Raw genomic sequence first — 20,007 nt, forward strand, 5'->3', positions numbered from 1 at the left:
CGCGAAGCCGTGCCACCTGAATCCACCCCCCACTCAGGAGCCCCATGACCACCGCACCTCCCACCACGCACGCGCCCCGGTCCGAACGACTCGGCGGGGACTTCCACCGCTTCTGGGGCGCCGGCGTGTTCACCAACCTGGCGGACGGCATGCTCGTCGTGGCGCTGCCGCTGATCGCGGTCTCCCTCACCCAGGACCCGCTCCTCATCGCGGGCCTCACCGCCGTGCGCTTCCTGCCCTGGCTGCTGCTGGCCCCGCTGTCGGGCGTCCTGATCGACCGGGTGCACCGCATGCGCGCCATGGTCGTGTCCAACACGGTCGCCACCCTGGTCATGGCCGGTCTGATCATGGCCATGGTCACCGGGAGCCTGTCCGTCTGGCTGCTGTACGCGGCGATGTTCGCGCTGATCTGCTGTGAGACGGTGACCGACCCGGCGAGCAGGATCGCGGTGGTCCAGCTGGTCCCGGCCCGGTTGCTGGACCGGGCCAACAGCCGGGTGGAGGGCGGCCGACTGGTCGCCCAGGAATGCCTCGGCCGCCCGGTCGCCGGGTTCCTGTTCGCGGCCGGAGCGGTCGCGCCCCTGGTGGGGATCGCGGGATCCTACGCCCTGTGCGTGGTGCTGCTGTGCGCCGTGCCGCTGGTGTGGAGCCGCTCCGTTCCCAGTGAGGGGGAGCCCGCGCGGACCGAGGGCTTCCTGCGCTCCACAGGTGAGGGCTTCCGACAGGTCCTCGGCGATCCGATCCTGCGCGGCAACATGCTCTGCAACGCCGGGATGATGGTCGGCGCGAACATGGGCGGCGCGGTGCTCGTGCTCCACGCGCAGGGCGCCCTCGGGGTTCCCGCCGTGTTCTTCGGGGCCTTCATGACCTCCTCCGCGATCGGGGGAGTCCTCGCCAGCCTGACGGCCGACCGGGTGATCACCCGCGTCGGCAGACGGACGACCGTGGTCGGCGGCTACCTGGGGATGGCCGTCTGCTTCACGGGCGTGGCCCTCGTCGGAGACCCGTACTCGGCCTTCGCGCTGCTCACGGTGTCCGGCTTCTGCATGGTCGTGTCCAACATCGCCGCGAGCCCGTACTACCAGACCGTGGTCCCCGACGCCGTGCGCGGCCGCGTCGCGGGGGTCAGCCGGATGATCGGCTGGGGCGTCACCCCGCTCGGGGCCCTGGCCGGAGGCCTGCTCGGTCGGATCGACCTCGCGCTGGCCTTCCTCCTGGGCGGTGTGATCATGGCCCTCACCGTTCTCCTGTCCCGGCAGGTGATAGCCGAGACCGCCCGCCGCGCGGACCTGGCCCTGGCCGAGGCCGCCGCGCGGCCCGGATCCGATGAGGAGAACCGATGACCACCACCCCACCCGCCTCGGGTGCCCCGGTGTCCGGCCCCCACGATGAGGCCGGACCGGGGGCGGCGGCTCAGGCCTCGGCGCGCAGCTTCTTGAGCGTACGCACGTCCTCGGCGTGCGGACCCTCCGGGCCCGGCGTCTCCAGGGTGATGGGGACACCCGCGGTCACCGGGTGGCGGAACAGCTCCGTGAACGGCTTGGCACCGATGTGGCCCAGGCCGATGTTCTCGTGCCGGTCCCTGTTGCTGCCGCAGGGCGCCTTGGAGTCGTTGCCGTGGATCAGCTTGAGCCGGTCGGAGCCGACCACCTCGCCGAAGCGGTCCATCGTCTCGCGCATGCCCTCGACGGTCGAGATGTCGTGACCGGCCGCGAACAGGTGCGCGGTGTCCAGGCACACGCCCACGTTCGAGTGCCAGTCCAGGGCCTCCATGTAGGGGACGAGGTCGTCGACCGTGGCGCACAGCACCTGGCCCTGACCGGCCATCGGCTCCAGCAGTACAGGCGGGACGTCGTCGCCGAGCCGCTCCAGCAGGGGGAGGATCCGGGAACGGACCCGCTCCAGCCCGGCCTCGCGCCCGCCCGAGACCGCCGAACCGGTGTGCATCACCACGCCGAGGGCGCCGATCTCCGCGCCGCGCCGCAGGGCGTGCTCCAGGGAGACCAGCGACTTCTCGGCGGTCTCCTCGTTGGGTGCGCCGGGGTTGATCAGGTAGGGGGAGTGCACGAACACGGGCAGGTCCGTGCGCTCCCGCATTTGCGCGTCCTGCGCCGGGTCGCCCGCGTTGGTCGCCCAGCCGCGCGGGTTGGACACGAAGACCTGGACGGTCTCCGCGCCGATCTGCTGTGCGTACGCCAGGCCCTTGGTGGCCATGCCGCCCGCCACGGGCACGTGCGCCCCGATCGGGGTCCGGGGCCGCTTCTGCTCAGTGTTGTTCATCGCGAACCAACTCTAGGGCCGACCAGCGGGTGGGCGTGGTCTGCGGTGTCCCACTCGGCGCGGCGTCGTCACGCTGCCGGGCCGGTCAGGGCCGGTCGCGCAGTTCGGTGAGCAGGTCGGGGAGTTCCCACAGCACGGTGACGTGGCCGTGCCCGGGGAGCACGCGAAGCTCGGCTCCCGGGACCAGGCCCGCAGTGTGCCGCGAGTGCGCGATCGGGACGATCGTGTCCGCGTCACCGTGCACCACGACGAACGGGGTGTGCGCGGCCGCCGGGTCGAAGGTCCAGGGGCGGCCCTGGACCCAGGAGTCCTGGGTGTAGCCGCCCACCCCCTGGGCGAACGCGTCCTTGGCCGCGGCCGCCAGGTGTGGGACGTACCGAGATGCGAACAGTCGGCTGTCGGGTTCGGGCCACTCGGTCGGAGAGGAACCGAGGTGGCGCTCGCCCCACTCCAGGGCGGCCCGCTCGTCCGGCAGGCGCATCATGGCCCGTTCGACCTCGGAATAGCCCTCCCAGCCGGGTTCCCACGCGAAGTCGGTGACCCCGCCCAGGACGACGGTGCCGCGCACACGCTCCGGCAGCAGGGCGGAGACGGCCACACCGTAGGGACCGCCCGAGGAGTGTGCCGCCACCAGGAAACGGTCGACGCCGAGGGAGTCGGCGAGCGCGGCCGCGTCGTCGACCCAGCCAGTGAGAGTGCGCCCGGGGGCGGGGGAGGAGCCGCCGTAGCCGGGCCGGTCGGCGGTGATCACCCGCAGCCCGGCGGCGGCGAACGCCTCGTCCTGGTCGCCCAGGTTGCGTCTGCTCATCGGGGCGCCGTGCGCGAACAGGACCGGGGTCCCCGCCGGGTCGCCGATGTCCGTGTAGGCGACCGTGCGCCCGTGGAGTTCGACCGTTGTGTCCCGCATGCCGCACCCGCCCCGCTTCCCTCGTCCTCACCGAACGTTAGACGCCGCGCGTCGGCGCCCACAAGGAGGAGCGGGCGACGGGTCGGCGAGAAGGGAAGCGGCGTCGAACCCCTCGGCGCCGACCGTGCCCGGTGTCCAGCGCGGAGTCCCTGGACCTGTGCCAGCGCACGGTGGGGGGTGCTCTCCCCGGGTGCGGGGTTCGGACACCGACGCGCCCGCCGAGGTCACCGACCGGGCTGCGACCCAGGGCGGCCGATCCAGCGGGACCGTCCCGTTGACCGCCGGGCTGGACGGAGCGCTAGTCTCGTGCCCGTGAGCACCTCGACCACGCAGCCCTTCAGCCTGTCCGACGTCACCGCCGCCTTCGAGGAGGTCTACCCACCCCAGTGGGCCGCCTCCTGGGACGCGGTCGGCCTGGTCTGCGGGGACCCCGCGCAGCCGGTGGAGCGCGTCCTGTTCGCGGTCGACCCCGTGGACGCGGTGGTCGACGAGGCCGTGACCTGGGGTGCGGACCTGATCATCACGCACCACCCGTTGATGCTGCGCGGCGTCACCAGTGTCGCCGCAAACACCCCCAAGGGCCGGATCGTGCACCGCCTGATCCGCTCCGGGGTGGCTCTGTACACCGCGCACACCAACGCCGACACCGCCGCGCCCGGGGTGTCCGACGCCCTGGCCCGCGCGGTCGGCCTCACGGGTTCGCTGCGACCGCTCGACCCCGACGCCACCGACCCCGAGGGGCGGCGCGGCATCGGTCGCGTCGGCGAGCTGGACGAGCCCATGGTCCTGCGGGACTTCGCGGCCCGGGTGGCCCAGGGGCTGCCCGCCACCGCTGGGGGCGTCCGCGTCGCCGGTGACCTGGACCGCGTCGTCACCACCGTCGCGGTCTCGGGCGGGGCGGGCGACTCCCTGCTCGGCGCCGCCCGCGCCGCCGAGGTGGACGCCTACGTCACCTCCGACCTGCGCCACCACCCCGCCTCGGAGTTCGTCGAGGAAGCGGGCGGCCCGGCACTCGTGGACACCGCCCACTTCGCCAGCGAGTGGCCGTGGCTGGCCGACGGCGCCGCGCAGCTGGCCGACGCCCTCCGGCGCACGGGTGGCCCGAATGGGGCTAACGTGGAGACCCGCGTGTCGACCACCGTGACGGATGCCTGGTCACGGACCTTCCCACACGCGTAGTACCCCCTCGACGACCACAACTGCACAGGGCGCGGGCGGCCTCCCCGGCCTCCCAACCGCGATTCCCAGGAGACTCCAAGTGAAAGCCGAACCCGCCGCTCAGGCCAGACTGCTCGACCTCCAGGAGCTCGACACCGAGCTCCAGCGCCTGGACCACCGTCTCCGGAGCCTGACCGAGATCGCCGAGGCGGCCCGGCTCAAGGAGCGGGTCGACGCGATCGACGCCGAGCTCATCACCGCCCAGACCCGCGCCTCCGACATCGAGCGCCACCAGCGCAAGGCCGAGAGCGACGTCGAACAGGTGCGTTCGCGCGCCGACCGCGACACCAAGCGTCTGGAGTCGGGGCAGATCACCAACGCCAAGGAGCTCCAGAACCTCCAGTCGGAGATCGCCTCGCTGGGTCGACGCCAGGCCGAGCTGGAGGAGGTCGTCCTGGAGGTCATGGAGGAGGCCGAGTCCGTCAACTCCGACATCACGCGCCTGACCGGGGAACGCGAGGAGGCGGTCGCCCGCTTCACGGAGGTCACCGCTCGCCGGGACACCGCCGCCGCCGAGATCCAGTGGGACCGCACCCGCGTCACCCAGGACCGTCAGCGGGTCAGCGAGGACATCCCCGCCGACCTGCTGAAGCTGTACGACAAGCTGCGGTCCCAGTACGACGGCGTGGCCGCCGCCCCGCTGCGGTACGGCCGCTGCAACGGCTGCAAGCTGGCGCTGAGCACCGTGGAGCTCAACGAGATCCGCGCGACCGCCGCCGACGAGGTGGTCCGCTGCGAGGACTGCCGCCGCATCCTGGTGCGCACCGAGGAGTCGGGGCTCAACGCCCCCGCCGCCGAATGAGCTGGGGCGCGCCGGACAGCGAGCCGACCCGCCTGGTCCTGCTCCGCCACGGGCAGACCCCGCTGTCCGTCGAACGGCGTTTCGCCGGACGCGGTGACGTCCCCCTCACCGAGGTGGGGCACGCCCAGGCCGAAGCGGCCGCGCGGCGCCTGGCCGGGTGGGGGATCGACGCGGTGGTCTCCTCCCCGCTGTCGCGTGCCCGGCACACCGCCGGGTACGCGGCCGAGCTCCTCGGTCTGCCGGTGGAGACCGACGAGGGGTTCGTGGAGACGGACTTCGGCGCATGGGAGGGCCTGACCTTCGCCGAGGCGCGCGAGCGCGACCCCGAGGGAGTCGACCGGTGGCTGGCCGATCCCGAGACGGGCCCGCCCGGAGGGGAGAGCTTCGCCGATGTGGCCCGCCGCGTGGGCGCGGCGCGGGACGCCCTGCTGGAACGCCACCGGGGCCGCCGGGTCCTGGTGGTCAGCCACGTCACCCCGATCAAGGTCACTGTCCAGCAGGCCGTGCTCGCGCCGATCACGGCGCTGTACCGGATGCACCTGGACACCGCCTGCCTGACCGAGGTGGACTGTTACGCGGACGGACCGCAGGTGGTGCGCTCCCTCAACGACACCGCACACCTGGACCAGTAGGGGTTTCGTGCCCCCGTGAGCCCGCTAGACTGGGCCGCAGAGGGGGAGTCGGCCAGACGGTCGCGGACCCGCGCCCGGCGCGGGTTCGAGGAAAGTCCGGACTCCACAGGGCAGGGTGGTCGGTAACGCCGACCCGGGGTGACCCGCGGGACAGTGCCACAGAAAACAGACCGCCACCGCTCGCGGTGGTAAGGGTGAAACGGTGGTGTAAGAGACCACCAGCGGCCGGAGCGATCCGGCTGGCTAGGTAAACCCCACCCGGAGCAAGGTCAAAAAGGGAACCTTCGGGTTCCCGCGCGGATGTTCGAGGGCGGCCCGCCCGAGTCCGCGGGTAGACCGCACCGAGGTCGTCGGCAACGGCGGCCCCAGATGGATGACCGTCCGGTCGCAGACCGACAGAATCCGGCTTACCGGCCGACTCCCTCTCCTCCAGCTTCTCCTGCGTCGGCTGTCCGGGTGCTCGGCCCCGGGTCCGGGCCGGGGCCGAGCGGCTCACTCAACCCACCAGGGCCCGCCAGGTGAGGGGACCGGCCTCACCGTCGACGACCAGCCGGTTGACCCGCTGGAACTCGCGAACGGCGGTGTTCACGACCGGCCCGAAGTTGCCGTCGACCACCAGTCCGGCGCTGCGCTTGTTCATCGCGCTCTGGAGCGCTCGCACGTGGGATCCGTCGCCGACACCCTGCTCGAGTTCGTACACCAGGTGGGGCCAGGTCCTCGGACCGACCTGGCCGTCGGCGACCAGCCCTTTGCCCCGTTGGAAGGCCCTGACCGCGTTCACCGAGGTCGGGCCGTAGTAGCCGTCGGCCACGAGGGACGTGCCGCGCTGGGTCATCAGGTGCTGGATGACGGTGACCGTCACCCCGTTGGCCTCGGGATCCACGCTCGGCCAGCCGCCGCCCAGCTCCACGCCCCGGTTCCGCATGAAGGGCACCGGGTTGGTGACACCGCCCAGGCGCCCGGCGTGGGTCTCGAAGTGCAGGTGGGGGCCGGTGACGTTGCCGGTGGCGCCCATGTCGGCGATCCGCTGGCCCGCGCTGACCCGGCCGTTCAGGGCGACCCGGTAGACGCTCAGGTGACCGTAGTAGGTGTACACGTTGTTGCCGTGGGAGACGACGATGGCCTCGCCGGTCCGGCCGGGGAGGCCGCCTCCCCAGGACCGGCCGACCACGGTTCCGGCGGCCGCCGCGTACACGGCGGTGCCGGTGCTGTTGGTGACGTCCTGCCCGGCGTGGGTGCTGCCACCCCGGGGCGCACCGAAGTGTCCGCCGGTGGGGAAGTGGCCCAGGGCGGGGTTGCACCAGGCGGCGTTCATCGCCGACGCGGCGTGGGCGGTGCCGCCCAGGCCGGTCACTGCCGCCGCAGCACCCAGTGCGGTGCCGAACAGCATGCGGCGTGACCAGGGGGTGGGTTCACAGGCGCGGGGGTCGCAGACGGGCGCCGTGCAGGATTCGCACATCTTCTCTCCTGTGAAGGAACCTGCCGAAGACGGGGGTTCGAACGGATGGTTTCCTTCGGTCCCCTGGAGAGTAGGGTGCGCGATCCGATTCGTACAGGGGGGTTGGCGGCACTTTCGGCCGGACTCGAAGGCCTCGGGGACACATTCCTGATCGCCATGGTGATGGCCGGATCGCCTTGTGGGGCGGTAGATTGGCCCTTGCGCTCCGTACCCCGGGAAGCCCCGGAGCGCGAACGCCCGTGGGCCGACCGGGGTCGACGGCCCGACGGGCATCCGCGTTCACGGGAATGGGTGACTCTTGTTCGACTCCACCGCCTTCTGGGTGGTCCTCTTCGGCCTGCCGATCCTGGCGATCGTGGCGATCATCCTGCTCGCCACCTACCAGGCCTCAGGTGTTCAGCAGGACGGACGGGACGACGCACCCGACGAAGACTCGTCCAGCGACTGACCCTCGGCGGCTTCCTCACGAGGGTGCGGCACGGCCTCGGGCACGTCCTGGACGCCCTGAACGGGGGAGAACTCCCCGGTCTCGGCGTCCAGCAGGTGCACCTTGGCGGTCTCCAGGTCGTAGTACATCCCGGACAGCGTGAGCTGCCCCGACTCCACCCGTTCGCGCACGACCGGGTACCCCATGAGGTTGCCGAGCTGCTCGATCACGTTGGCCTGGGCCAGTCGCCGCAGGGCCTCCGACGCGGGCAGCCCCGCCAGTTCACCGTGGTCCGCCCCTGCTCGGCGCAGGCTCCCCTGCCCGTTGGCCAGCCACCGGCGGATGTGCGAGGTCTCCTCCTCCACGGGCCCCTCGTGCGCCCCCTCGGCCAGGGCGCGCATCGCCCCGCAGTGGGAGTGCCCGCAGACCACGATCGAGGGCACCCGCAGAACGTTGACCGCGTACTCCACGGCCGCACCGGCGGAACCGTCTGCGCTGCCGTGCCGAGGCACCAGGTTGCCCATGTTGCGCAGGGTGAACAGGTCACCCGGGCCGCTCGCGGTGATCAGGTTGGGTACCACGCGCGAGTCCGCGCAGGTGATGAACAGGGCCGTCGGGTTGTGGCGGTGCGAGAGGCGGCTCATCACCGCGCGCATCCGGTCCGCGGTGCTGGCGTGGTACTCGCGGGCCCCGGCGGTGAGCAGCCCCAGCGGGTTCACCGCCAGGTCGGCGCCGGAATCACGGCGCATGTCCCATGGGGCCCACCAGCGGCCCTTGGGGATGGTCTTGGCCGCCGGGGCCGACCTCTCGGAGCTGCGCGCGTACCAGTTCTCGTGGACCTCGTCGATGTCGACGCTGCCGCCGGTGCGCTCGTGGTCCACCCGCCAGGCGTGGATGGCCTCGAAGGCGGCGTGGTCCATGAAGTCGACGTGCAGGTCCAGGTCGACGCTGGACCCCTCGGGGATGGTCCGCAGCACGTGTGCCAGCCGGGGAACCCCGAGGAAGGTGAGCGATCCGTGCACGGTCACGTGCACCCGGCCCGCGCGCTCCTCGGTGACCACGGTGAGCTTGGTCAGGCGGCGCAGCGACACGATCATCGCGAGCGCGAAGCCGATGAACACCCCCTCCAGCAGCCCGATGAACACCACACCGAACAGGGTCACCAGGTAGACGCTGGCCTCGTGGTGCTTGCGCAGGTCGCGCAGGTGGGCCAGGGACACCATCTGCACGCCGATGAAGACGAGCAGCGCGGCCAGGGCGGGCATCGGGATCAGCTCGACCACGTGCGCGAAGAACGCGACGAACAGCAGGATCCACACACCGTGCAGGATCGTGGAGAGCGGGCTGCGGGCCCCGGCCCGCACGTTGGCGGTGCTGCGCACGATGACACCGGCGATGGGCAGACCGCCCAGGGCGCCGCTGACGGTGTTGGCCGCGCCCTGCCCGCACAGTTCCCGGTTGAGCTGGACCCGGCGGCCGGTGTGCAGCCGGTCCACCGCGATGGCGGCCAGCAGCGACTCCACGCTGGCGACCATGGCGACGGCCGCCACGGCCAGGGCGATGCCGTGCCACTGGCCGGCCTCGGGCAGCATCGGTCCGTTCCAGGCGTCGGCGAGGGAGCTGGGCAGGGCCACGGTCTCGACCTCCCAGCGGCCGAGGGTGGCGATGACGGTGGCGGTGCCCACCGCGACCAGCGCTGCGGGGATCATCCCCGGCCGGACCTTCCCGATGGTGGGCAGCCGGTTCCAGCCGAACATGATCGCGATGGTGATGACGCCGACCGCGACCGCGGCGGTGTGGTTGTGCGCGATCTGCTCGGGCAGGTCGGCGATGTTGGCCAGGGCCGAGCTCTGCGGAGCCCCTCCCAGGACCACGTGGAGCTGGGCGAGGGCGATGGTGACTCCGACCCCCGCGAGCATGCCGTGCACGACGGCGGGGGAGACGGCGAGGGCGGCCCGCGCGATGCGGAACGCGCCCAGTGCGAGTTGGACCAGCCCGGCCAGCAGGGTGATCAGGCAGGTGACCCGCCATCCGTAGGTCATGATCAGGTCGGCGACGATGATGGTGAGTCCGGCGGCCGGGCCGCTGACCTGCACGACCGATCCGCCGACCAGACCGGCGACGATACCGCCCACGATGGCGGCGATGATTCCGGCGATCAGCGGGGCGCCGGAGGCGACCGCGATCCCCAGGGACAGGGGGACGGCGACCAGGAAGACCACGAGGGAGGCGCCGAAGTCGGCGGCGACCCCCTTGCGATCCGTGTGGGTCCCGGGCCGTTCGGAGGTGGTCTCCGGTCGGCCGGGTGGTGCTCCCTGGGCGTCGTTGCGCATGGTTACTCCGTTCGGGTTGGACCAGGCAAGGCGTATGCGTAGGCGCACGGGGACGGCAGAGTCCGAACGGGGGGTACGTGGCTGAACGCGTCACGACGACGAGACCGCGAAGGGTGCTTCGTCAATAACTAACTGTAGTCAACGAGAATGACTGTGTGTTACGGACTGTTGTGCTGTTGGTGACCATTTTCCCGACTTCACATGTACGCGGGGACGAACCAGGACAGAAAAAACCCGAGGCGGCGGGGGTTACCCGCCACCTCGGTGGTGTGAAGTGGTGATGGCGTCCGTCGCGCCGGGAGGGTCCGCGGTGACCTAGCGGAACCGACCGTCCTCGTAGCCGCCCTCGTAGTGCTCCTGGTCCGGGGCGGGGCGGCCGTAGGGCGCCTGCCCGTAGGGGCCCTGACCCTGTTGCTGTCCGGTTCCGCCATGGCCGTTGGTGCCCTCCGGGGGAGGCGGCTGCCACCCCTCCACCGGCGGGTACCCGTAGTCGGGTTCGGGCCGCTGCGGCGCGAACCCGCCCCTCATCGGGTCGTTGTAGTCCGGTCCTCCGAAGCCGCCCTGGCCGCCGTGGGGCTGCTGCCCGTAGGGGTCGCCCTGCTGGGTGTGTCCCGGGAACGTGGTCGGGAGTTCACCGCGCAGCTGGTCCGCCGGGTAGGCGCCGGTCGGGTAGGCGGGCCCTCCATAGGCGGGACCACCGTGGCCGCCGACCGGGCCGCCCGGTCCGGGAGGAACCGGCCCCTGTCCGAACGGGGAGGGCTGACCCGCATGGTGACCCCCGCCCGGCACCGTCGGCTGGCCGGGCTGACCCGGCTGGCCGAAGCCGCCCGAGTCGTCCTGCCCGCCCCACAGTGGCGCGTTCGAGCCGCCGGGGACACCGGGCGTGTTCTGTCCGGGCAACCCGTTCTGGCCGCCGAGTCCGCCTTGGTTGGGCATTCCGGACTGGTAGTCGCGGGAGTGCGCGCCGGTGTCGTAGGGGCTGCGCTGGTGCGTTCCGGTGTCGTACTCGGAGCGGGTGAAGGAGTCGGTGTCGTAGGTGGGGCGGTGGTGGGTTCCGGTGTCGTATTCGGGTCCGCCGAGTCCGCCTTGGTTGGGCATTCCGGACTGGTAGTCGCGGGAGTGCGCGCCGGTGTCGTAGGGGCTGCGCTGGTGCGTTCCGGTGTCGTACTCCGACCGGGAGAAGGAACCGCTGTCGTAGGACGAGCCGGGCGTGAACGAACTCGCCGCGTACCCACCGGTCAGGGGATCGGTGGAACCGGGGAGCTGGTGTCCGGGGACGGACGGGCCGCCCATCGGCTGACCCGGCGCGGGCTGCGCGCCGGTGCCGGGAGCGGAGTGGGCGCCGCTCGGCCCCCCGTGACCCGATCCAGCCCCGAAGCCGCCCAGCGAGGACAGGTCGGGGCGCTGGTGGGCCCCGGTGTCCATGCTGGACCAGATCGGTGAGCTCAGGTCGCCGCCGCTGGCCGGGGTCGGACGGAACCCGGGGTCCAGGGGGTCGGAGGAGGCGGGGACCGCCCCGCCGACACCGCCACCGGGACCCGTGCCGCCGCTCAGGGGCGGGTAGTCGGAGCGGTTCGTCGAGCCGCCGTCGTACGACGAACGACCCTCACCCAGCGGTCCGCCACTCGGGTTGCCGCCGCCCAGCGGTCCGCCGCCGAGCGGGTTGCCACCCGGGTTGCCGCCGCCGAGGGAACCGTCACCCAGTGGGTCCTGCGCGACCGGTTCACGCCGCTCCGCGGGCCGGATCGGTTCGCGGCCCTCGAAGGGGTCGCCGGTCGAGGGGGGACGCGGGCTCCAGGAACCCGTGCCCAGCGGGTCGTCGTTCAAAGAGGAGGGGGAGGGAGCCGCGGCCCGTGCTGGAGGGAGCCCCTGCGTGAGGGGCAGGCCCTGCGTGGGGGGCAGACCCTGGGACGGCGGCAGCGCCGCCGGGCCCTGTCCCAGCCCCTGCTCGGGCGGGTGCTGCTCCTGGTGGCGCGGGGCGTGCTCCGGAGGCGTGGGCGTGTTGCTCTGCCCCAGGCTGGCCAGCATCGCCAGGTCGGTGGGGCCTGTGGGGCCGCGCTCCGGCTGGGCGGGGGGCAGGGCACCCGTCCCGGCGGGCGGGGCCTGGATGATGGTGTCCTGTCGCGCCGAGACCCGGTCGTCCTCGTAGTCGTCGTAGTCGTCCGCGTAACCGTCGTCGTCACCGGGGCCGGCGCCGGGGTCGGGGGCGTCCGCGCGCCCGCCGGAGCGGGCGGGGGCCGCGTCCTCGTCGCTCAGACTCGACCAGAAGTCGTTGTCGGAGAGCCCGTCGGAGTCGTCCTCCCAGTCCACACCGCGCTGGCGCTTGCCCTTGGGACGCCGTTCCGCCCTGCCCCCGGCGTCCTGGCGCGATCTGCGGGACCTGCCCCTCGGGGCGGTCCCGTCGTCCTCGGGGTCATCGTCCCGCTCCCGCCGGTCGCGCCGGTCGTCGCGGTCGTTGTCCTCGACGTCGTCGTACTCGTACTCGTCGTCGTAGTCGTCCTCGCGCGAGCCGATGCTGAGCGCGCGCATCCCCAGGAGGAGGAGTACGAGCACGGCGAGCACGACGATGACGGCGGTGATGATGATGACGGTGACGGTCATGGTGTACGCACTACCTTGGGGAGGTCGGCCGCGCCCTGGGAGCGCCTGGGACCGGCCTGGCGAGTACCGGTCGGGGGTGGGAGGCGGCGGCCCGGTTTCGCGTGGACCCGACGTGCCGGGGCCCAGTGGCTGTCAGGGCGCGACCGCCGGTGATCCGACGCGGTCTCGGGGCAGGGCGCCGCGGGGCGGTTGGACGGGAATCGGTCAACTGAAATGGGGTGAGGGGCACGGACCCACTGTATGCGCTGTCGCGCGCTGTGTGCAGAGGGCGACGGGTGCTTCCTCAGTTGTTCCCCGTGCCGTCGGTCGGACGGGTCCGCCCGGTTCCGGGCGAGGGGAATCGCTGATTATGACCCATTTCACTCGCTGTTGGTGAGCAGGGTACCCCGGGCCACGGCCTGGTTCGCGATGGCTTCCAGGGTCAGGTCCAGCGCCGCCCCCTCGGGCAGGTCCAGGTGCCCCTCCAGGGCGTACACGGTGAACCGAAACTCGTGCACGTCGCTCTCCTCGGGGCAGGGAGCCCCGTAGGCGGCGTCCCCGGCGGTGTTCTGCCCCTGCTTCGCGTCGCCCGGGACGGTGTTCTGCCGCAGCTCGACCAGCTGGGGGTCCAGGTCGTAGACCATCCAGAACACGACGGCGGCGCTCGGGTCGTCCACCACCAGCGCGATCGAACCCACGTCGTCGGGCAGACCCGACCAGCTCAGCGGCGGCGACACCGGCTCGCCGTCGGCCTCACACGAGTACGCGGCGGGCAGGGGCTGCCCCTCCTGCATCATCGGGCTGGTCACGTTGATGTCGGTCGGCATCTCACCGCTCAGCTCCGAGGAGACCCCGCAACCGGTCGACGCGAGCAGGGCGGCGCCCACCGCCACGGCACCCGCGCGGGTACCGGGGGAGGTTCGGGGCACACCGTGCGCGGCGGTGGTCCGGAGGGAAGGCAAGACCGGGAACAATGGGGCTCCTGCTGGACTTTCGGGCCAAAAGGCGAGACTCGAGGTACGTCGGACCGGGCGCGGGGGGACCCCGGGCCGGTCACGGAGGAACCGTGCGCACGAGCACCTCGACGGTCGGCGCGACACGGTCCTGAGCGAACCCTACTGCGATCGGCCGCGACCACGGCATTGCGGACCGTTCACGGACCGGCGTCGAGAGGGTGTCCGGGCCCGCTCGCCGCGGCCCGGGCGCGACGCCCGGTCGCCCACGGGATCGGTGATGATGGGTCGGTGCGGTTCTCCATTCTGGGGCCCCTCCAGGTGCACGACACCTCCGGAGAGCCCCTCACCATCGGCGGCGCCCGCCTGCGCGCCCTCCTGACGCTCCTCCTGCTCCGCCCCGGCCAGCAGGTGTCCACCGAACAGCTCACCGACGCGATCTGGGGTGAGGACGCCCGCGTCGCCTCGGGCAACGCGCTCCAGGCCCTGGCCTCGCGCCTGCGCCGCGCCCTGGGCGGTGGCGCGCGTCTCCATGGTGACGCCTCCGGCTACCGGCTGGAGGTCGCCCCCGGCCAGGTGGACCTCCACGAGTTCGAGGAGCTCGCCAGGCACGGGCGGGAACGGCTCTTGGCTGGCCGACCCAAGGAGGCCGAGCGCGCCCTGTCGGCGGCCCTGGCCCTGTGGCGCGGACCGGCCCTGCCCGACCTCACCGCCCACGGCGTGGCCGAGGACATCGCCCTGCGCCTGTACGAGGCCCAACGCACCGCGCGCGAGGACCACCTGGAGGCCCGGCTCGGCCTCGGCCGCTTCGTGGAGGCCCTGCCCGAGGCGGAGGCTCTGGCCGCCAGGGATCCGCAGCGCGAACGCCCCGTCGAACTCCTCATGCGCGCTCTGGCGGGCAACGGACGGACCGCCGACGCGCTGGCCGCTCACGAGGCCTTCCGGGCGCGTCTGGCCGACGAACTCGGCTTGGACCCCTCCGACCACCTCCGGCGGGTCCACCTGCGGCTACTGCGCGGAGAACTCGTGCCCGACGGCTCCGCGCCGGCGCAACCGCAGCCGCCAGCGGTGGTGCGCCTGCCCCGGCCCCTGACCGGATTCGTCCCCCGCGACGCGGAGGTGCGTGCGGCGGTGGACGGCCTCTCGAACGCGCGGTTGGTCACCCTCACCGGCCCGGGTGGCTCGGGCAAGACCCGGCTGGCCGTGGAGGCCGCCGCCCACCTGGCCGAACACGCACCGGAACTCGCCTCCGGAGGTGTGTGGTTCGTCGGTCTGGCCCCGGTGCGTCAGGGCGCTGACCTACCCGACGCGCTGGCCACCGCCCTGGACCTGCGCGGGCAGGCCGTCTTCCAGACACGCGCCGCCGTGCTTGCGCTGTCCCCCCTCGAACGGGCCGTCTCCTACCTGGGGGAACGCTCAGGGCTGGTCGTGCTGGACAACTGCGAGCACGTGGTGGACGCCGCCGCCCGCCTGGTCGAGGTCCTGCTCACGCGCTGCCCTGACCTGCGCGTGCTCGTCACCTCCCGGGAACCCCTGGGAGTCGGGGGCGAGATCCTGCTGCCGGTGCCCTCGCTCGACCAACCGCCCGAGGGCGCGGAGGTGGAGGAGGTGCGGAGCTACCCGGCCGTGACCCTGTTCTCCGAACGTGCGCGGGCGGTGCTCCCCGGCTTCACCGTCGACGCCGACAACGTGGGCCACGTCGTCCGGATCATCCGCGAACTCGACGGCATGCCGCTCGCGCTGGAACTGGCTGCCGCGCGCCTGCGCGCGATGTCGCCCGCCCAGCTCGCCGACCGTCTCCGGGACCGGTTCCGCCTGCTCACCAGCGGTAGCCGCTCGGCGCTGCCCCGCCACCGCACCCTGCGGGCGGTGGTCGACTGGAGTTGGGAGCTGCTCGACGAACCCGAACGCCGCCTCCTGCGTCGCCTGGCGGTCATGCCCGGCGGCGCCACTCTGGAAGCGGTCGAACGGGTCGGCTCCGATCCGGACGGCCCGGACGGGACCGTGGCCGGGCACGACGTCTGGACGGTCCTTTTCGCCCTCGTCGACAAGTCGCTCGTGGTGGCGGAGAACCCCGAGAGAGAGGACACCCCCGCCCGCTACCGGCAGTTGGAGACCGTCCGGGCCTACGCGACCGAACGCCTCACCGCCAGCGGCGAGGAGGAGCGCGTCCGGGACACGCAGGCCCGTTACGCGCGCGACCTGTGGCGTCGGGGCGACCCCGAACTGCGCGGCCCCGGCCAGCGGCACTGGTTGGCCCGGCTCGGCGCGGAGTCCGACAACTGCGTGGCGGCCTTCCACTGGGCGGTGCGGCGCCGAGACGCATCCCTGGCCCTGGACCTGGTGGAGCACTCCCAGTGGTACTGGTCCCTGGACGAGCACTGGCAGCAGACCGCCCGGTGGTCCCGTCAGGTCCTGGAGCTGGTGGGGGACTCTCCTCCTGAGGGACACGAGGTGGCCTACGCGAGCTGCCTCTTCCACCGTTCGGGGGAGATGGACGCGGGCCGTGCCACCGTCGTCGAACGCCTCGGCCGGGTCGAGGAGGTTCTGGCGGGGGCCGGGCTCCGGGCCGAGGACCACCCCGTGCTCATCCTCTGCCTGGTGTACCGATCGATGACCGACGGGTACCCGGGCGGCCGGTCCCGCGCCCGCCTCGAGGAGAGCCTCCGGGATCAGAGGGACCCCTGGGCCCGGGCGATGACGCACCTGATGCTCTCTCTCCTGGACGGGGTCCACGGCGATGCGCGCGGGGCCGTGGAACGGGCCACCACCGCGTTGGAGTCCATGCGTGAACTCGGCGACGTGTGGGGGCAGTGCAACGCGATCGTGCACCTGGTGGACGTGGTCCGCTACACCGACCTGGAACGCTGCCGCCGCCTGCTCGACTGGGGGATCGTCCTGGCGCAGGAGGGCGGACTGGAGGGGGTCGTCGCCATGTTCCGTACCCGGCGCACCCAGATCCTGGTCGACCTCGGTGAGGTGGCGGAGGCCGAGCTGGACCTCGAGCGGCTCCTGGGGGGTTCGGCCGAGGACGAGCACCTGGTGTCCCTCCGGCTCACCCAGATCCAGTGGCTGTGCGCCGCCGGACGCGCGGTCGAGGCCAGGCGCCTCCTGGAGGAGACCGAACCCTCCGTGGCCGCTCTGGGCGGCTTCGCCCCGGCCTACGTCGAACCCGCGTGGCGGGTGCAGGCCGCCGACCTCGCCTGGGCGGAGGGCCAGACGGAGCTGGCCTGGCGGGAGGTGGGCCGAGCCTGGTGGCTGGCCCGGTTCGGGCTGGGACCGTTCGGCGCCGACGTCCTGGACACCATGGCGTCCATGGTGGCGGGGGAGGAACCGGAGTGGGCCGCGTTCATGCTCGGTTACGCCGCCCAGCTGCGGGGGGTCGCCGACACCGCCACGCCCAAGGGGCGACGGGTCCGCGAACGGCTGGAGGAGGATCTGGGCGTGCAGGGGTTCGCGCGTCGGCTCGCGGAGGGCGAGGGCAGCGATCGGGATGCCGCTCGGGACCGGGTGGCGCGGTGGCTCGCCCCGATCGTCCCGGACGATGTCGACCTCGGTGACTGGGCACCGTGAGCACCCGCCCTGCGGAGCCCCCAGCCGTTGGGTCGCGCCCCGGCGCGCTGGACGCCGCCTCACACGGCGGCGTCCAGCGGCCCGGGGATCAGGTGCGGCGGCGGTAGGCCCACACGGCCAGCGGGAAGAAGATCGCCGTGATCACCACGGTCCAGAACAGGGTCCAGGCCACGGGAGCGGCGGCGTCACCGCCGAGCATGAGCCCGCGCATGGCGTCCACCACGTGCGTGACCGGGTTGTTCGCCGCGATCGGAGCCAACCAGCCCGGCATGTTGTCCGGAGCGACGAACGCCGAACTGCCGAAGGTGAGCGGGAACAGCAGGATCATCCCGAACGACTGCACCGCCATAGGTGTGCGGACGAGCATGCCGACAAAGGCCGACATCCAGCACAGCGCGAACGCGAACAGCAGGATCAGGGCGCTGGCGGCCAGCACACCGAGGAACCCGCCCTCGGGGCGGAAGCCGATCGCCACGCCGACCAGCATGACCATGACGACGGTGATCGCGTACCGGACCAGGTCACCCAGGATCGCGCCGATCAGCGGGGCCGAACGCGCGATGGGCAGGGACCGGAACCGGTCGAAGATCCCCTTCTCCACGTCCTGGCTCAGGCTGAAGCCCGTGCCCATCGTGGCGAACACCACCGACTGCGCGACGATGCCGGGCATGAGGAAGTCGCGGTAGCTCTGCCAGTCGCCCATCATCGCCTGTCCGAAGACGAAGACGAACAGGGTCACGAACATCACCGGTTGGAGCATGAGCCCGAAGACCTCTTCGGGGTTGGCCCGGATCTTCAGGACACTGCGCCAGGTGAGCTGGAGCCCGTGCTGGACGGTTGTGAGAGGGGAGATGTGCGCGGGCGCCACCGGCGCGCCCTCCTGTGCCGACCTCGGCCGGGTCGTCACGGCACTCATGCTGGGGTTCCTTCGTTCGCGGGCTGACCTGCGGTCTCGTCTTCGGCGGGGTGGCCGGTCAGGGCGAGGAACACCTCGTCCAGGCTCGGCTTGCGCAGGGAGAGTTCGGCGACGGCCACGCCCTGCTCGTCCAGGCGGCGCACCGTCTCGGGCAGCACGCCCACGTCGGTGACCGCGACGCTGGCGAGCAGCCCGTCGGTCGTCACCGGTGAACTGGTGACGGCCTCGACGATCCGGGTGGCCAGCGGCAGCTGCGCGGGGTCCACGGTGCGCAGTTGCAGCACCTGGTTGCCGGCGTGGTTCTTCAGCTCCTCGGGAGTGCCCCGGCTGATCACCTTGCCGTGGTCCAGCACGATGATGTCGTCCGCGAGCTGGTCGGCCTCCTCCAGGTACTGGGTGGTGAGCAGGACGGTCACGCCGTCGGAGACGAGGTCGCGCACCACGTCCCACAGGCCGTTGCGGCTGTGCGGGTCCAGACCGGTGGTCGGCTCGTCCAGGTAGAGCAGCGCGGGGCGGCCCACGAGGCTCGCGGCCAGGTCCAGGCGGCGGCGCATGCCGCCCGAGTAGGTCTTGGCGGGGCGGTCGGCGGCGTCGGAGAGTCCGAACCGCTCCATCAGCTCCCTGGACCGGGCACTGGCACCGGCGCGCCCGAACCCGAGCAGGCGGGCGATGAGCACCAGGTTCTGGGTACCGGTCAGCTCGGCGTCGACCGCCGCGTACTGGCCGGTCAGGCCGATCTGGCGGCGTACCTCGTGTGGTTCGCGCACCACGTCGTGGCCGCCGACGGTGGCGTGTCCGGCGTCGGGCCTGAGCAGGGTGGAGAGGATGCGTACGGTCGTCGTCTTGCCGGACCCGTTGGGTCCCAGGACGCCCAGTACGGCCCCCGCCCTCGCCGTCAGGTCCACTCCGCCAAGGGCGGTCTTGCCCTTGAAGTGCTTGACCAGACCCTCCGCGCGGATGGCGTCAGTCATTGGTCCTCCGTTTCAACGTCTGTCCCCAAGTGTGCCGACCTGCACTGACAGAACGCTGACAGCATGGTTCGCCCCGCCCTGACATCATTGGTGCCCGCCGTGGTTCGGGTGGGACGTCCTAGACTCGTGCACGTGATGAACACCCCGCCCCACGACGCCATTCCCCCCTCGGGACAGTTCCCCGATCCGCCCGGACCGGCCGGGACCGCGCGGCTGCGACCCCCGTTGCGCATGGTGAGCGGGCGTGCGATCGGAGTGTGGACGCTCCGGCTGCTCTTCGGCGCTGTCTTCAACCTGGTCCTGTTGAGCCTGGTGGCCTGGGCCGCGAGCGCGGCCCCCTGGGGCTGGATCCCCGAGTGGGCCTCACACAACGCCTGGGCGCTGCCGGTCGCCTACTCGGTGTACGCCGTGGCCAAGATCGCGATCGTTCCGTCCTGGCGGTACCGGGTGCACCGCTGGGAGGTCGCCGACGACGTCATCTACACCCGTGAGGGGTGGATCAGCCGCGCCTGGCAGCTGGTCCCGGTCAACCGGCTCCAGACCGTGGACCACACCCAGGGATGGCTGGAACGGATCTTCGGTGTGGCCACACTGCAAGTGCAGACCGCCTCCTACGCCGGTTCCTCGACCATCGAGGGGCTGGACGCCGACGAGGCCCGCAGGCTCAGCGAGGAGCTGGCCGTGCGCGCCGGAACGCTGCGGGACGACGCGACCTGATGGACGAACAGCACGGACGCCACGAAGAGCACGCGCCGGACGGGCCTGACGAGCCGGGCACGCCGGACGGGCCCGGCTTGGACCCCGCCGGTTCCGACTCCGGCGCGGCCGGGGGGGCGAGCCCCTGGGTCGCCCCGGGCAGCACCCCCTCCCAACCCCCGACTCCACCGGCCGGGCGCGGTTGGGCAGCCCCCGGGGCGGCGCCCCGCCACGGCTCGGAGCCGTGGCCGGTGGACCGC

General features: G+C 72.4%; 15 protein-coding genes and 1 other RNA gene. 8 read left to right on the forward strand and 8 right to left on the reverse strand.

Going from position 1 to position 20,007, the window contains the following annotated elements:
* The first annotated feature begins 44 nt into the window (after positions 1 to 44).
* The gene (locus tag KBX21_RS09565) at positions 45 to 1,343 is read left to right on the forward strand and encodes an MFS transporter (protein ID WP_210841671.1); all 1,299 of its coding nucleotides are present in this window, start codon (positions 45 to 47) and stop codon (positions 1,341 to 1,343) included.
* Between the two features lie 70 nt (positions 1,344 to 1,413).
* Here KBX21_RS09565 and KBX21_RS09570 read toward each other — a convergent pair whose 3' ends face one another.
* Both KBX21_RS09570 and KBX21_RS09575 read right to left on the reverse strand, forming a co-directional pair.
* Positions 1,414 to 2,280: a deoxyribonuclease IV gene (locus KBX21_RS09570; protein WP_210841672.1), complete on the reverse strand. Its 867-nt coding sequence runs from the start codon at positions 2,278 to 2,280 to the stop codon at positions 1,414 to 1,416.
* Positions 2,281 to 2,365: 85 nt separating this feature from the next.
* A complete protein-coding gene (locus KBX21_RS09575; protein WP_049575630.1) occupies positions 2,366 to 3,187 on the reverse strand; it encodes an alpha/beta fold hydrolase in 822 nt (273 codons plus the stop codon).
* 306 nt (positions 3,188 to 3,493) lie between these two features.
* On the opposite strand from KBX21_RS09575, the gene KBX21_RS09580 reads away from it, so the two are divergent.
* From KBX21_RS09580 to rnpB, 4 genes are all read left to right on the forward strand, one after another.
* Positions 3,494 to 4,366, forward strand: coding sequence for a Nif3-like dinuclear metal center hexameric protein (locus KBX21_RS09580; RefSeq protein WP_049575634.1), 873 nt, complete (start codon positions 3,494 to 3,496; stop codon positions 4,364 to 4,366).
* A 79-nt stretch (positions 4,367 to 4,445) separates the two neighbouring features.
* Positions 4,446 to 5,207: a zinc ribbon domain-containing protein gene (locus KBX21_RS09585; RefSeq protein WP_049575638.1), complete on the forward strand. Its 762-nt coding sequence runs from the start codon at positions 4,446 to 4,448 to the stop codon at positions 5,205 to 5,207.
* Complete coding sequence (locus KBX21_RS09590) at positions 5,204 to 5,839, forward strand: histidine phosphatase family protein (RefSeq protein ID WP_210841673.1); 636 nt, start codon at positions 5,204 to 5,206, stop codon at positions 5,837 to 5,839. Before KBX21_RS09585 ends, KBX21_RS09590 begins: the two co-directional genes overlap by 4 nt.
* Before the next feature lie 44 nt (positions 5,840 to 5,883).
* Positions 5,884 to 6,265, forward strand: an RNA gene (gene rnpB, locus KBX21_RS09595) — RNase P RNA component class A.
* A 70-nt stretch (positions 6,266 to 6,335) separates the two neighbouring features.
* Here the strand turns inward: rnpB and KBX21_RS09600 are convergent.
* Complete coding sequence (locus KBX21_RS09600; protein WP_210841674.1) at positions 6,336 to 7,298, reverse strand: peptidoglycan-binding protein; 963 nt, start codon at positions 7,296 to 7,298, stop codon at positions 6,336 to 6,338.
* A 298-nt stretch (positions 7,299 to 7,596) separates the two neighbouring features.
* On the opposite strand from KBX21_RS09600, the gene KBX21_RS09605 reads away from it, so the two are divergent.
* Positions 7,597 to 7,746 (forward strand): hypothetical protein, encoded by a 150-nt coding sequence (locus tag KBX21_RS09605; RefSeq protein ID WP_210841675.1) that lies wholly within the window; start codon positions 7,597 to 7,599, stop codon positions 7,744 to 7,746.
* Here the strand turns inward: KBX21_RS09605 and KBX21_RS09610 are convergent.
* The 3 genes from KBX21_RS09610 to KBX21_RS09620 all read right to left on the reverse strand — a co-directional run bounded on the left by KBX21_RS09610 (position 7,695) and on the right by KBX21_RS09620 (position 13,612).
* Positions 7,695 to 10,058: a bifunctional SulP family inorganic anion transporter/carbonic anhydrase gene (locus tag KBX21_RS09610; protein ID WP_210841676.1), complete on the reverse strand. Its 2,364-nt coding sequence runs from the start codon at positions 10,056 to 10,058 to the stop codon at positions 7,695 to 7,697. The genes KBX21_RS09605 and KBX21_RS09610 overlap by 52 nt on opposite strands.
* A gap of 315 nt (positions 10,059 to 10,373) precedes the next feature.
* Positions 10,374 to 12,659, reverse strand: coding sequence for a hypothetical protein (locus KBX21_RS09615; protein WP_210841677.1), 2,286 nt, complete (start codon positions 12,657 to 12,659; stop codon positions 10,374 to 10,376).
* Positions 12,660 to 13,018: 359 nt separating this feature from the next.
* Complete coding sequence (locus KBX21_RS09620; protein WP_049566082.1) at positions 13,019 to 13,612, reverse strand: YbhB/YbcL family Raf kinase inhibitor-like protein; 594 nt, start codon at positions 13,610 to 13,612, stop codon at positions 13,019 to 13,021.
* Between the two features lie 270 nt (positions 13,613 to 13,882).
* Here KBX21_RS09620 and KBX21_RS09625 point away from each other — a divergent pair, with 270 nt between their 5' ends.
* Positions 13,883 to 17,164, forward strand: coding sequence for a BTAD domain-containing putative transcriptional regulator (locus KBX21_RS09625; protein ID WP_210841678.1), 3,282 nt, complete (start codon positions 13,883 to 13,885; stop codon positions 17,162 to 17,164).
* An 88-nt stretch (positions 17,165 to 17,252) separates the two neighbouring features.
* Here the strand turns inward: KBX21_RS09625 and KBX21_RS09630 are convergent, their stop codons facing one another.
* Both KBX21_RS09630 and KBX21_RS09635 read right to left on the reverse strand, forming a co-directional pair.
* Positions 17,253 to 18,080, reverse strand: coding sequence for an ABC transporter permease (locus tag KBX21_RS09630; RefSeq protein WP_026129339.1), 828 nt, complete (start codon positions 18,078 to 18,080; stop codon positions 17,253 to 17,255).
* Positions 18,077 to 19,051, reverse strand: a complete 975-nt coding sequence (locus tag KBX21_RS09635; RefSeq protein WP_049566089.1) for an ATP-binding cassette domain-containing protein — start codon at positions 19,049 to 19,051, stop codon at positions 18,077 to 18,079. The genes KBX21_RS09630 and KBX21_RS09635 overlap by 4 nt, the downstream gene beginning before the upstream one ends.
* A 135-nt stretch (positions 19,052 to 19,186) precedes the next feature.
* Between KBX21_RS09635 and KBX21_RS09640 the strand changes: the two genes are divergently transcribed.
* Entirely contained in the window at positions 19,187 to 19,768 is a 582-nt protein-coding gene (locus tag KBX21_RS09640) for a PH domain-containing protein (protein ID WP_199776443.1), read from the forward strand.
* The last annotated feature ends 239 nt before the right edge of the window (positions 19,769 to 20,007 follow it).

The organism is Nocardiopsis sp. B62 (genome assembly GCF_018070675.1).
GTDB classification, from domain to species: Bacteria; Actinomycetota; Actinomycetes; order Streptosporangiales; family Streptosporangiaceae; genus Nocardiopsis; species Nocardiopsis prasina.